11 protein-coding genes are annotated in these 12758 nt (G+C 67.2%); 8 read left to right on the plus strand and 3 right to left on the minus strand.

Features of this window, described 5'->3' with window-relative positions; all coding sequences use genetic code 11:
- Window positions 1-138 precede the first annotated feature (138 nt).
- The 7 genes from KQI11_RS12235 (at window position 139) to KQI11_RS12265 (ending at window position 8089) form a co-directional block, all read left to right on the plus strand.
- Window positions 139-1008 carry a MerR family transcriptional regulator gene (locus KQI11_RS12235; protein WP_286172778.1) on the plus strand — a complete coding sequence of 290 codons (870 nt, stop codon included), beginning with the start codon at window positions 139-141 and terminating at the stop codon, window positions 1006-1008.
- A 375-nt stretch (window positions 1009-1383) separates the two neighbouring features.
- A complete protein-coding gene (locus tag KQI11_RS12240) occupies window positions 1384-2136 on the plus strand; it encodes a DeoR/GlpR family DNA-binding transcription regulator (RefSeq protein ID WP_216402318.1) in 753 nt (250 codons plus the stop codon).
- Complete coding sequence (gene pfkB / locus KQI11_RS12245; protein ID WP_216402319.1) at window positions 2133-3053, plus strand: 1-phosphofructokinase; 921 nt, start codon at window positions 2133-2135, stop codon at window positions 3051-3053. The genes KQI11_RS12240 and pfkB overlap by 4 nt, the downstream gene beginning before the upstream one ends.
- 38 nt (window positions 3054-3091) lie before the next feature.
- The gene (locus KQI11_RS12250) at window positions 3092-4996 is read left to right on the plus strand and encodes a PTS fructose transporter subunit IIABC (protein ID WP_216402320.1); all 1905 of its coding nucleotides are present in this window, start codon (window positions 3092-3094) and stop codon (window positions 4994-4996) included.
- Window positions 4997-5039: 43 nt separating this feature from the next.
- Window positions 5040-5297, plus strand: a complete 258-nt coding sequence (locus tag KQI11_RS12255) for an HPr family phosphocarrier protein (protein WP_216402321.1) — start codon at window positions 5040-5042, stop codon at window positions 5295-5297.
- Between the two features lie 22 nt (window positions 5298-5319).
- A complete protein-coding gene (gene ptsP / locus KQI11_RS12260) occupies window positions 5320-6981 on the plus strand; it encodes a phosphoenolpyruvate--protein phosphotransferase (protein WP_216402322.1) in 1662 nt (553 codons plus the stop codon).
- A gap of 169 nt (window positions 6982-7150) precedes the next feature.
- On the plus strand, window positions 7151-8089 hold the full coding sequence (locus tag KQI11_RS12265) for a hypothetical protein (protein ID WP_216402323.1): 939 nt from the start codon (window positions 7151-7153) through the stop codon (window positions 8087-8089).
- Here the strand turns inward: KQI11_RS12265 and KQI11_RS12270 are convergent.
- Complete coding sequence (locus KQI11_RS12270; protein WP_216402324.1) at window positions 8043-9407, minus strand: MATE family efflux transporter; 1365 nt, start codon at window positions 9405-9407, stop codon at window positions 8043-8045. The genes KQI11_RS12265 and KQI11_RS12270 overlap by 47 nt on opposite strands.
- A 76-nt stretch (window positions 9408-9483) precedes the next feature.
- On the minus strand, window positions 9484-10965 hold the full coding sequence (locus KQI11_RS12275) for an APC family permease (protein ID WP_216402325.1): 1482 nt from the start codon (window positions 10963-10965) through the stop codon (window positions 9484-9486).
- A 192-nt stretch (window positions 10966-11157) separates the two neighbouring features.
- Here KQI11_RS12275 and KQI11_RS12280 point away from each other — a divergent pair, with 192 nt between their 5' ends.
- Window positions 11158-11745, plus strand: a complete 588-nt coding sequence (locus KQI11_RS12280; protein ID WP_216402326.1) for a pentapeptide repeat-containing protein — start codon at window positions 11158-11160, stop codon at window positions 11743-11745.
- A 66-nt stretch (window positions 11746-11811) separates the two neighbouring features.
- Here the strand turns inward: KQI11_RS12280 and KQI11_RS12285 are convergent, their stop codons facing one another.
- Complete coding sequence (locus KQI11_RS12285) at window positions 11812-12696, minus strand: YitT family protein (RefSeq protein WP_216402327.1); 885 nt, start codon at window positions 12694-12696, stop codon at window positions 11812-11814.
- Window positions 12697-12758: the final 62 nt, after the last annotated feature.

The following is a 12758-nucleotide window of genomic DNA, read 5'->3' on the forward strand; positions in this document are numbered from 1 at the left end:
TAAAAAGTCCATTTCCCCCCTTGACCCTCACGCACCGTGAGGGGGTATAGTAGTCGTAGAGGGCAGCGGTCCCCGCCGCCCCCTCTGCCGGCAGAACGAACATCCACCACGACAAAAAGGGAGGGAGCACAAGCTGTGATGACCGTCAAACAGGTCGCCTCGCTGACCGGCGTTAGCGTGCGCACCCTGCAATTTTACGACGAGATCGGCCTGTTCAAACCGACCGCCACCAGCGAGGCCGGCTACCGCCTCTACGACGAGGCCGCGCTGGAGACCTTGCAGCAGATCCTGTTTTTCAAGGAGCTGGACTTCACCCTGCGGGAGATCCAGGCCATTCTGGCGGACCCCGCCTTTGACCGGGCGGCCGCCTTCGCCAAACAGCGGCAGCTCATCGAGATGAAGCGGGACCGGCTCAACGGCCTGTTGGAGCTTTTGGACAGGCTGGCAAAGGGGGAGACATGGTTGGACTTTGACAAATTTGACATGAGCGAGTACTTCCGCGTGTTGGCGGAATTCAAGGAGACCCATCTGGAGAGGATCGTCGAGCGCTTCGGCAGCGTCGCGTCCTTCGACGAGATGCTCGATGAGCTGAAAGCCCACAGCGGGGACATCGCCCCGCTGGTGCTTCGGCAGTACGGCAGCATGGAGAGATATGCGGCCGCCATGAGGGAGACCTTTCAAAACTACCTGGAAAACGGCCCCTCGGTCGAGCCCTCCCAGGTGGATGAGCTGGTCGCCCAGGGGGACGCCATCGCCCACCGCATCCTGAGTGACTTGCAGGCAGACCCCGCCTCGCCCGAGGTGCAGGCGGCCGTCGCCGAGTGGGTCGCCATGGGTGAGCGCACCAGCGGCGGCACTGACATGGGCGATGGGTACTGGCCCTTTTTGGCCGAGTGCTACCTGACAAACCCCGCCTATATCGAGGGCACCGACCGCCACTTTGGCAAAGAGGGGTGCGCCCGCTTCTTGGGCCTCGCCCTCAAAGCCTATCTCGCCAAAAAAGAATAACGCCGCCCGGCGCAGAGAAAGAGAGCGGGCCCTGGCACACTTGGATGCCGGGGCCCGCTCTCCCTCTCTGTATAAAACCCGCCCGGAAGGGGAAACGTTCCAACAGGCGTCTTTTCAAAAAACATCCCTGGCGGATTCGGTCAAATCCAACCATTCTCTCACAAGCGATCAAAATCAGTCATCCCTTCACGACGGCGTTCAGCCCCTATAGGACTGGAAAAAGGGGAAGGTCGAGCAGATTTCACAAAATCAAACAGTCATATTCAGTCAGAAATGCAATAATTATTTGATTAAAAATGATTGAATATGATTGATATTGGTGATATGATGGGGGCACAGAGCGGGGGAAGCCCCGACAGAAGGGGGAGGAATGAGATGCTGACGGAAGAGCGCTACCGGGAGATCTTGCAGTGGGTGGCCCAGCGGGGCAGCGCCACGGTGGCCGAGTTGACCGCCCTGCTGGGGAGTTCGGAGTCCACCATCCGCCGGGACCTGACCGCCCTGCACAGGATGGGCAAACTCATCAAGGTGCACGGGGGGGCCACGGCGCTGGAAAACAGCTATGTCGCCAGCGAGGACGAGGTCAGCGTCCGCCACGGGCAGAACACCGGGGAGAAGCGGCGGATCGCCGCCTATGCCGCCGGGCTCATCGGCGGGAGCGACTTCTGCTACATCGACGCGGGCACCACCACCGAAATGCTGGTGGACGCCCTGCAGGTGCGGGAGGCCGTCTACGTCACCAACGGGGTGGTGCACGCGCAAAAGCTGGCCCAAAAGGGCTGCCGCACCGTCCTCTTGGGGGGCGAGGTGCGGGCCGTGACCGACGGCATCGTCGGCGGCGAGGCGCTGGCCGCCCTGGGCCGCTACCACTTCACCAAGGGCTTTTTTGGGGCCAACGGCATCGGACTGCAGGGGGGCTTCTCCACCCCCGACCTGCGGGAGGCCCAGGTCAAGGAGGCCGCCCTCCTGCACTGCGGCGAGGCCTTTGTGCTGGCCGACCCCAGCAAGTTCGGCAAGCTCTCCTCGGTGACCTTTGCCGATTTGGGCGACGCCGCCATCGTCACCACCCGCCTCGGCGACAGGAGATATGCCGAGAAAACCACCGTTTGGGAGGTAGATACCCTGTGATTTACACCGTTACCTTCAACCCCTCGCTGGACTACACCCTCTCCCTCGAAAAGCTGGAGCTGGGCCGGGTCAACCGGGCGGCAGGCGAGACCCTCGCCGCCGGGGGCAAGGGGCTCAACGTCTCGATGGTGCTGCAAAACCTGGGCTACCCCAGCACCGCCCTGGGCTTTGTCTCCGGCTTCACCGGCGACGAGATCGAGCGCCGGCTGAAAGCCCGCCGCTGCGCCACCCGCTTTATTCACCTGCCCGCGGGCCTCTCCCGCATCAACGTCAAGGTCCGGGCGGAGGAGGAGAGCGAGATCAACGGCCTCGGCCCCCCGATCGGGCCCGAGGCGCTGGAGGGGCTCTACGCCATCCTCGACGAGCTGGAGGAGGGCGACATCCTGGTGCTGGCCGGCAGCATCCCCGCCGTCCTGCCGGACGATATTTACCAGAACATCCTCAAGCGGCTTCAGGGCCGGGGGATCCGCGCCGCGGTGGACGCCACCGGCGACCTCCTCTGCGAGACCCTGCCCTACCGGCCCTTCCTCATCAAGCCCAACAACCACGAGCTGGGCGAGATCTTCGGCAGGCCCCTGGCGGGGGCGGAGGAGATCGCCTCCTGCGCCGAGCAGCTGCGCCGGCGGGGGGCGCAAAACGTCCTCGTCTCCATGGCGGGGGACGGCGCCATCCTGGTGAGCGAGGGGGGCGCCCGCTTTCGGGCCGCCGCCCCCCAGGGCCGGGTCAAGGGCTCGGTGGGGGCGGGGGACTCGATGGTGGCCGGGTTTTTAGCCGGCTGGCTGGCAAGCGGGGGCGACGTCAGGCGCGCCTTCGCCCTGGCCGTCGGCGCGGGCAGCGCCACCGCCTTTTCCGAGACCCTGGCCACCGGGGCCGAGGCCGAGCGCCTGGCGTCCCAGGTGCGGATCGAATCGTTTTAAGAGGGGTCGCCCCCCTTTGAGAGAGGAGTAGGGAAGATATGCGAATCACCGAATTGCTCAGCGAGCAGGGGGTCGCGCTGCACTTTCAGGCCGCCGACAAGGCCCAGGCCGTCGACGAGCTGGTAGAGCGGATGGACAGTCTGGGGGTCCTTGCCGACAAGGCCGCCTATAAGGCCCAGATCCTGGCCCGCGAGGAGGAGGGGACCACCGGCATCGGCGAGGGGGTGGCCATCCCCCACGCCAAGGTGGCCGCCGTCAAGCGGGCGGCCCTGGTGGCGGCGGTCTCCAGGGACGGGGTGAACTACGACTCCCTCGACGGGGAGCCCACCCACCTGTTTTTCATGATCGCCGCCCCGGAGGAGGCCAAGAACTTCCACCTGGACCTGCTGGGCCGTCTCTCGGTCCTCCTGATGGACGAGGGGTTCCGCCAAAAGCTGATCGCCGCCCCCACCCCGGCGGAGTTTTTGCGCATCATCGACGAGGCCGACGAGGAGAAGGCGGAGGGGGAAGCCCCGTCGCCCGCCCCCGCCGCCGGCTACCAGATCGTGGCGGTCACCGCCTGCCCCACCGGCATCGCCCACACCTATATGGCGGCCGAGGGGCTGGAGCAGAAGGCCGCCGAGCTGGGCGTCTCCATCAAGGTGGAGACCAACGGCTCCGGGGGGGCGAAAAACGTCCTCACCCCCGAGGAGATCGCCGGGGCCAAGGGGGTCATCGTCGCCGCCGACACCCAGGTGGCGATGGAGCGCTTTGACGGCAAGCGGGTGGTGCAGACCAGGGTGGCCGACGGCATCTCCAAGCCGGGCGAACTCATCGCCGCGGTGCTGGAGGAAAAGGCCCCCCTCTACCGCGCCCAGGGCGGCAGTCAGCAGCCCTCCCGGTCCCAGGGCGGGGAGGGGGCGGGCCACGCCATCTACAAGCACCTGATGAACGGCGTCTCCCACATGCTGCCCTTCGTCATCGGCGGCGGCATCCTCATCGCCCTGGCCTTTTTGGCCGACACCCTCCTCGCCCCCGGGGCCGACCCGGCCAACTTCGGCAAGAATTCCCAGCTCGCAAACTTCCTCAAGACGGTGGGGGAGGCGGCCTTCGGCTTCATGCTGCCCATCCTGGCGGGCTACATCGCCTCCTCCATCGCCGACCGGCCGGGGCTGGCCGTGGGCTTTGTGGGCGGCGCCCTGGCCAGCGCCGGGGGCTCGGGCTTCTTGGGGGCGCTGATCGCCGGCTTTGCCGCGGGCTACCTGGTGCTTCTCCTCAAATGGCTCTGCGACAAACTCCCCGCCTCGCTGGAGGGGCTCAAGCCGGTGCTCCTCTACCCCTTCTTCGGCATCCTCGGCATCGGCGCTGTCATCACCTTTGTGGTCAACCCGCCGGTGAGCGCCCTCAACGCCGCCATCTCAAACGGCCTCATCAACATGGGCGAGGCCAGCGGCATCCTGTTGGGGGTGGTGCTGGCCGCCATGATGGCCATCGACATGGGCGGCCCCTTCAACAAGGCGGCCTATGTCTTCGGCACCGCCTCCCTGCTGACGGCCAGCGGCGCCTCCATCTCCTCCGGGCCGATGGCGGCGGTGATGATCGGCGGCATGGTGCCCCCTCTGGCCATCGCCCTCTGCTCCACCTTCTTTAAAAACCGCTTCACCGCCAAAGAGCGCCAGTCCGGTCTCACCAACTACATCATGGGGCTCTCCTTCATCACCGAGGGGGCCATCCCCTTTGCGGCGGCCGACCCGCTGCGGGTCATCCCCGCCTGCGCCATCGGCTCGGCGGTGGCGGGCGGCCTGAGCATGTTCTTCGGCTGCACCCTGCCGGCCCCCCACGGCGGCATCTTCGTCATCCCGGTGGTGCACAACTGGCCCATGTACCTGCTGGCCCTGGCCATCGGCTCGGCGGTGAGCACGCTCCTGCTGGCCCTGTTAAAGAAACCCGTCGGGGAGGACTGACCCCCCGACGACCACCCACCATCCAAACAAGGAGGAATCGATCGTGACTACATTCACCTACACCATCACCGACGCGTCCGGCATCCACGCCCGCCCCGCGGGCCTGCTGGTCAAACAGGCGGCCGGGTTCCCCTGCGCCATCACCCTGCAAAAGGGGGAGAAGACCGCCGACGCCAAGCGCATCTTCGCCGTCATGAGCCTGGCCGCCAAACAGGGCGAGACCATCACCGTCTCCTGCGACGGCGAGGGCGAGGCCGAGGCGGCAAAGGCCCTGGAGGCCTTTTTGGCGGAACATCTCTAGCGGACAGAAAGGGGCGGTCTCTGTGATTCGCATCAAAGGAAAGGGCGTCTCGGGCGGCGTCGCCATCGGGCGGCTCCACTTCTACGAAAACCGGCGCCAACAGGTGGAGCGCCGCCACGTTGCGGACGCGGCGGCCGAGCTCGCCCGGTTTGAGGCGGCGGCCCAGACGGCGGCCCAGCAGTTGGGCGCGCTGCGCGACCGGGCTGTGGGCGAGGTGGGGGAGTCGGGCGCCCAAATTTTTGAAATCCACCAGATGATGCTCGAGGACCTGGACTACCGCGAGTCCATCGCCGACATCATTCAGCGCCAAAAGGTCAACGCCGAGTACGCCGTGGCCGCCACCGGGGAGAACTTCTCCCAGATGTTTTCCGAGATGGACGACGAGTACATGCGCGCCCGGGCCGCCGACGTGAAGGACGTCTCCGACCGGCTGCTGCGGGTGCTCGCCGGCCAGGGCGACGCCCTCATCGGCGGGGAGGAGCCGGTCATCGTCGCCGCCAGGGACCTGACCCCCAGCGAGACGGTGCAGTTGGACAAGGGGAAGGTGCTGGCCTTCGCCACCGCCGAGGGCTCCTCCAACTCCCACACCGCCATCCTCGCCCGGACCATGCAGATCCCCGCCGTCATCGGCCTGGGGGCGGGGCTCGACCGCCGCTACGACGGGGCCCTCTGCGCGGTGGACGGCGCCGCCGGCGAGCTGGTGGTGGACCCCGACGAGCAGACCCTGGCCGCCCTGCGCCAAAAGCAGCGGGAGGACGAGGAGGCCGAGGCGCTGCTGCAATCCCTGCGGGGGCAGGAAAACGTCACCAAAGACGGCCAGCACATCGACGTATTTGCCAACGTGGGCAGCGTCGCCGATGTGGGGCTGGCCCTGCAGAGCGACGCCGGCGGGGTGGGGCTCTTTCGCAGCGAGTTCCTCTACCTGGAAAACAGCGATTACCCCACCGAGGGGGAGCAGTTTGCCGCCTACAAGGCCGCGGGCGAGATCCTCGCCGGGCGGCGGGTCATCATCCGCACCCTGGACATCGGCGCCGACAAGCAGATCGGTTACTTCCATCTCCCCCAAGAGGAAAACCCCGCCCTGGGGTACCGGGCCATCCGCCTCTGCCTCGACCGGGAGGAGATGTTCAAGACCCAGCTGCGGGCCATCCTCTGCGCCTCCGCCTTCGGCAACCTGGCCATCATGGTCCCCATGGTCATCTCGGTGGAGGAGGTGCGCCGGGTCAAGGCCCTCCTCGACGGCCTCAAAGCCGAGTTGCGGGAACAGGGCGTCAAGTTCGACGAGGGGATCCCCCTGGGCATCATGATCGAGACCCCGGCTGCCGCCATGATCGCCGACGAGTTGGCGCAGGAGGTCGACTTTTTCAGCATCGGCACCAACGACCTCACCCAGTACACCCTGGCCATCGACCGGCAGAACGCCCAGTTGGAGTCCCTCTACGACCCCCACCACAAGGCCATCCTGCGGCTGATCCGCCGGGTGGTGGAGAGCGCCCACCAGGCGGGCATCTGGGTGGGCGTCTGCGGGGAGCTGGGGGCCGACCTTTCTCTCACCGAGACCTTTTTGGCCCTGGGGGTCGACGAGCTCTCGGTCTCCCCGGGCCGGGTGCTGGCGGTGCGCCGGCAGGTGCGGGCCTGCGATCTCTCCCGCCGGGAGGAGATCCTCGCCGCCATCGGCCGCTAAGGGGCCGCCGAAGAGACAGAAAAAGGGCCCCCGCACCGGAACACACCGGTGCGGGGGCCCTTTTTTGCGGCGGGATGCGGTCTGTGAAAAGGGGACTATTTTGCCCCCGCTCGCCCCATACTCTACTAAAAAGCGCCGTGTCCGGCGGCGCGGGAGGGGAGAGATGGGGATGAAGCGGTTGGGAAAGGCACTGGCGGCGGCCCTGGCCTTCTGGCTGGCCCTGGCCCTCTCGGGCTGGGCCGGCCCGGCCCTGGCCCGCCGGGTAGAGAGCAGCCCCCGGCTGCTGGCCCTCTACGCCAGCGGGGGAGAGTTTGAGCAAAACCCCTATTTCAGCGAGGAGAGCCAGGCGCGCTTTGGGGTGCCCCTGGACCTGCTTTCCCCCCTGGGACTTGCGCCGCCGGTGTCCCAGGCCGAACTCTGCCGCCGGTACGCCCAGCGGGCGGAGGAGATGGCCTACCTCCTCTGCCAAAACCAGCCCTACCTCGAGTACCTGCGGGAGGAGGGGACCGGCCTCGCCGGGTTGGCGGAGTACTGCCAGCGGGTGGCCCAGCTCCCCGACAACCTGACCTATGCCTGCCGCTACCTCCTCTTTTTGCTCTGGGTGCTCTTTTTGCACCTGCTCCTGCGCAACCGGCCCGCCCTCTATTTCGGGATGGGGCTGCTCTGCCTGCTGGCCACCGGCTTCAAGCTCTCGGGCAACCTGTTGGCGGCGGCCCTGCTGGGCAGCCCCGCCGCCCTGCATGGGGTGGCTGAAGGGGCGGTGCCGCCCCTGTTGGAGGCCATGCTCACCTTCCTCATCTTCGACATCACCCTCCTCTCCCTCGAGCAGTCCCGGCTGGGCAGAAAGCTGGCCCCCCTCTACCGGGACCTGCCGGCTTTGCAGACCCTTGTCGCCACCCTCTCCGTCGCCCCGGCCTCCCCCGCCCTCTACCGCAGCCGGGTGGAGCGGTCCCTGCCCCACTTCGCCGCCTACGCCAAACAGAATAGGAGCCGAAGGGCGAAGGCCCTTCGGCTCCAGCGGGCGGTGGAGGCCCTGGCGGGACCCCACACCAACCAGTCCTTTATCCGCGACTTGGTGCGGCTGCAGACCCTCCTTCCAAACCGCTAGACGCGACCTTTTTCATGTACCACAGGCAGAGCAGCAGGGAGAAGAGGGTGGCCAGGGGTGCGGCAAAGCCCACCGGCGTGAGGCTCCCCCTGCCGCTGCGGGAGAAGAAGAAGGAGAGGGGGATGCGCACCAGAAAGGTGGAGAGCAGGCTGTGCACCAGGGGGAAGACCGGGTGCCCGCCCCCGCTCAAAAAGGCGTTCATGCAGAAGACGAAGCAGACGGCCATGCAGTCGGCGCTGTAGGCCCGCAGGTAGCCGCTCCCCGCCGCCACCACCCGGGGGTCGCCAGTGAAGAGCCCCACCAGGGCCGGGGCCTGTAACTGGGCGGCCAGAAAGCAGCCCGCCCCGAACACCAGCGAGAGGGCGATGGCCATCTTGAGGCAGCGCTTGGCCCGCCCCATCATCCCCGCGCCCCGGTGCTGGGCGGTCATGGCCGAGAGGGCGGCGGCAAAGGCGGTGGTGGGCAGCATGGAGAAGGCGATCAGCTTCTCCACCACCCCCACGGCGGCCGCCGCCACCAGCCCCAGCCCGTTGAGGATGGCGGTGATGATGAGGAAGGAGAGGTTGACCAGCCCCTCCTGCAGGGCGATGGGGGCCCCGGTGGCCAGCACCTGTTTGGCCGCCACCAGCTTGAAGCAGGGCGCGCCGCCCCGGTACTTGCGCACCAGCCCCCGCCCGGCCAGGTAGAACAGGGCCAGCACCAGGCTCGCCACCTGGGCGAGGACGGTCGAGACCGCGGCCCCGGCCGCCCCCTGGCGCATCACCCCCACAAAGAGCACGTCGGTGGAGACATTGATGACACAGGCCAGGGCGATGAGCAGCAGCGGGGTGCGGGAGTCCCCCAGCCCCCGCAGGATGCCGCTGACGGCGTTGTACCCTACAATGAAGGGGATGCCCAGGGCGCAGAGAAAGAGGTACTGCCGGGTGGTGGCCAGGGCCTCGGCGGGCACCTGCATCAAGTTGCAGATGGGGTCGAGCAAGAGCAGGGTGGCGGCGCAGAGGGCCAGGGAGAGCAGCCCGAACACCCAGAAGATGGTCTTGACCGCGCTGGCCACCTCCCGCCCCCGACGGGCGCCGTAGTACTGGCCGATGAGCACCGTCCCCCCCGCGGTCAGGCCGATGGAGAGGCCGGTGATGGTCTGCATCACCTGGCCGCCGGTGGCCACCGCGCAGACCCCCACCGAGTCGGAAAACCGCCCCACCATGAACAGGTCCGAGGCCCCGTAGCAGGCCTGCAGGATGTTTGCCAGCAAAAAGGGGAGCGAGAACCGCACCAGTGTCCCAAAGGCGCTCCCCTCCGTCAGCCGCCGTCCCTCCATTTTGATTCCCCCCAAAATTCCTGTATTTTTTCATTCCTATGCGAAGGGGGAGCGGTTCATGCGCTCCGCCGGGATTTCAGCGGGCCAACAGGGCCAGGTTGAGCCCCAAGACCAACAGGGCGGCGGCCGCCACCGCCCAGGCCCAGCGGTGGAAGGAGCGGTCCATCTTTCGGTTCTCCTCCGGCCCCGGCGGCGGGGGTAGGGGGGGCAGCGCGATCTCTGTCCCCCGCCTTCCCCGGCGGCAGAGGGTGTAGAGCAGTAGCCCCAGGGCCGACCAGGCCGCCCCCGCCAGGGCGGCGAAGGGGTCTAACTGGGTCATCATCGCCAGGTAGATGAGGATGCTCACCGGCGCCCCCACCCAGAGCAGGGGGGCCCGGTAGGGCCGGGTCAGGTCGGGCTTGCGCAGCCGCAGCCCGCAGGCCGCGGCGATGCCGATGACGTAGTAAAAGAGGGTCGCGAAGAGGGAGAGGGAGGCGATGTAGGCGATGGAGCCGGTGCCCACCAGCAAAACCATCAGCCCCCCGATGACGACCACGGCCGCGGCGGGGGTGTGCCAGCGGGGGTGTAGCCTGCCGAAGACGGCGGGGGCCGCCCCGTCCCTGGCCATGGTGTAGAGGTAGCGCGCCGGGGCCGACACCCCGGCGTTGAGGGTGGAGAAGTCGCCCCCAAAGGCGATGCCCGCGCAGAGGAGCACCAGGGGGAAGCCCACCACCCCGGCCAGGCGCATCCCCTCGGCGTAGGGGGCGGCCGCCGTGGCCAGCTGCCCCAGGGCGTCCCCCGGCACCAGGGCCACCAGTGCCCACTGGAACAGCCCGTTGACCGCAAAGACCAAAAACGGGGCCAGGAAGAGGGCCCGGGGCAGGTTTTTCTGGGGGTAGCGGATCTCCTCCCCCATGGCGCAGCAGGTCTCAAATCCAGCAAAACACCACCAGATGAGACAGACGCACCCCAGAAAGCCGCTGGGGGTCAGGCTGGACGGGTCGGGCACCGCCACCGTCCCGCCGCCGGTCAGGGAGGGCAGCAGGGAGAGCACCCAGACCGCCGCCACCCCCCAGAAGAAAAAGAGGAACCCGTTTTGCAGCCGCCCGGTCATCTCCACCCCCCGCACGGCCAGCAGCAAAAAGGCCGCCAGGGTGATGCAGGCCACCCACCGGTCCGAGAGGGGCAGCTCGATCCCCAGGGCCCCCAGCAGGGTGCGCAGGTAGAAGCTGAAGGCCAGGGCCTCGCCGCTGGCCACCGACACCATGGAGATGATGAAGTTCCACCCCGCCAGCATCCCGAAGGACCGCCCCAACCCCAGGGACGCGTATTGATATGTACCCCCGGAAAAGGGGAGGGCGGCCCCCATCTCGGCGTAGAGCAGGGCGGGGTAGATGCTCACCAGCATGGCCGCCAGGGTGGCGAGGATGGTGGCGGGCCCCAGCATCCCCACCACGTTGGCCCCCACGGTGAACAGCCCCACCCCGATCACCGTTCCCACCGTCAGGGTGATGGTCTCCCGCAGCCCCAGACAGCGCCTCAGTCCGGCCTGCGCCGGATCGCTTTTGCAGTTTTGCATGGCATTCCTTCCTCTCACAGCAGTGTTTGGCCGTCCGCGCGGCCTCCGCCAGTCTACGGGAAGGTGGGGAAAAAGGTGTGCCCGGCCGCGCTTGTCAGCCCCATTGTCCCGCCGGGCGGGATGTGCTATAATCCCCTCATATCTCCTCCCCGCCCCGTGGGCGGCGGGGAGGGGGCGGGGAGGGATTGCAAAATGGTGGAAAACGGCTCCTTTGAAGACCGCCTTTTCGAGGGGGTGCGGCTGGAAGGGGAGACCCTTGCGGGGTGCACCTTTGCCGACTGCACCTTTCGCGACTGCGCCGCCGAAAACTGCCGGCTGCTGGGCTGCACCTTCTCCGGCTGCCGGTTCGAGGGGTGCCGGGTGACCAATCTGCGCAGCGAGGGGTCGGAACTCCGCGGCACCGACTGGGTCGCCTCCTCCCTGGTGGGGGTCAACTGGGGCGAACTGCTGCCCAGCGGCCGCTTTGCCGAGCCGGTCAGCAGCCTGGAGGACTGCCAGCTCAGGTACAACACCTTCACCGGGATGAGCCTGCGCCGGTTTGACTTTTCCAGCTGCGCCCTCCTGCGCTCCACCTTCGGCGAGTGCGACCTCTTCGAGAGCCGCTTTTTCGGCTGCCGGTTGGAGGGGACCGAGTTTTTTAAGTGCGACCTGCGGAGGGCGGACTTCCGCGAGGCGACGGGGTACGAGATCGACGTTCTCACCAGCCGGATGAAGGGGGCCCGCTTCTCCTTCCCCGAGGCCGTCAACCTCCTCCACTCCCTGGAAGTCACCGTCGAATGAGTGTCCCCGACAGGCAAAAGAGAGGGCCCCCGGACAGCGCTGCCGTCCGGGGGCCTCTTCCTTTTTTTACTGGGTCTGTCCGGGTCGGCGACGGCGCTCCTGCTCAAAGGAGAAGCCGCGCCCCCGCACCTCCCCCACCTCGCTGAGCACCATGAAGGCCTGGGGGTCGATGGCGGTCACCACCGATTTGAGCCGGGCCAGTTCCCGGTTGGAGACCACCGCCATCACCACCTGCTGGTTGGCCAGCAGGTAGCCGGTGGTGGCCGCCAGCAGGGTGGTGCCCCGCTCCAGCTGTTCCTGAATGGCCTGGCTGATCTCCTGGTACTTGGGGCTGATGATCATGGCCTGGGTCTGGCTCTTGCCCAGCAGCAGCACCCGGCTCATCACCAGGGCGCTGATGAGGACTTCCAGCACCCCGAAGAGCACCTGCTCGGCGCTGGAATAGCCGATTTGGCAGAGCAGGATCACCGTGTCAAAGCCGTACATCAGCCCCGCCAGGGGCAGCCCCACCTTTTCGTGGAGGATCACCGGCGGGATGTCCATCCCCCCGGTGGAGGAGCCCACCCGCAGCACCAGGCCGACCCCCAGCCCCACCAGCAGCCCGCTGTACACCGTCTGCAAGAGGATGTTGTCGGTGAAGGTGGTCAGGGCGGGGACAGACTGAAACAGCTTGACAAACAGCGGGTAGAGCACCGAGGAAAGGAGGGTGGACAGGGCAAAGCGCCGCCCCAAAAAGGCCGCCCCCACGAAGAAGAGGACGAAGTTGAGGGCCGAGAGTGCCAACGAGATGTCCACCGGCAGCAGGTGGCTGATGAGCAGGGCCAGGCCGGTGGCCCCGCCGGAAATCAGCCCCCCGGGCACGATAAAGGCCACCACCCCCAGGGCCAGGATGGCGTTCCCCGCCACGATGAAGGGGACCTTCTTCCCCTCCTCTTTCCAGTCGATTTTCATCTCCGGTCACGTCCTTTCTCTCTAGCTTTTCCAAACAGGGTCAGTATACGCGATTTGGCCCC

Origin of the sequence: Acetanaerobacterium sp. MSJ-12 (assembly GCF_018917875.1) — a bacterium.
Classification (GTDB): Bacteria; Bacillota; Clostridia; order Oscillospirales; family Ruminococcaceae; genus Bittarella; species Bittarella massiliensis.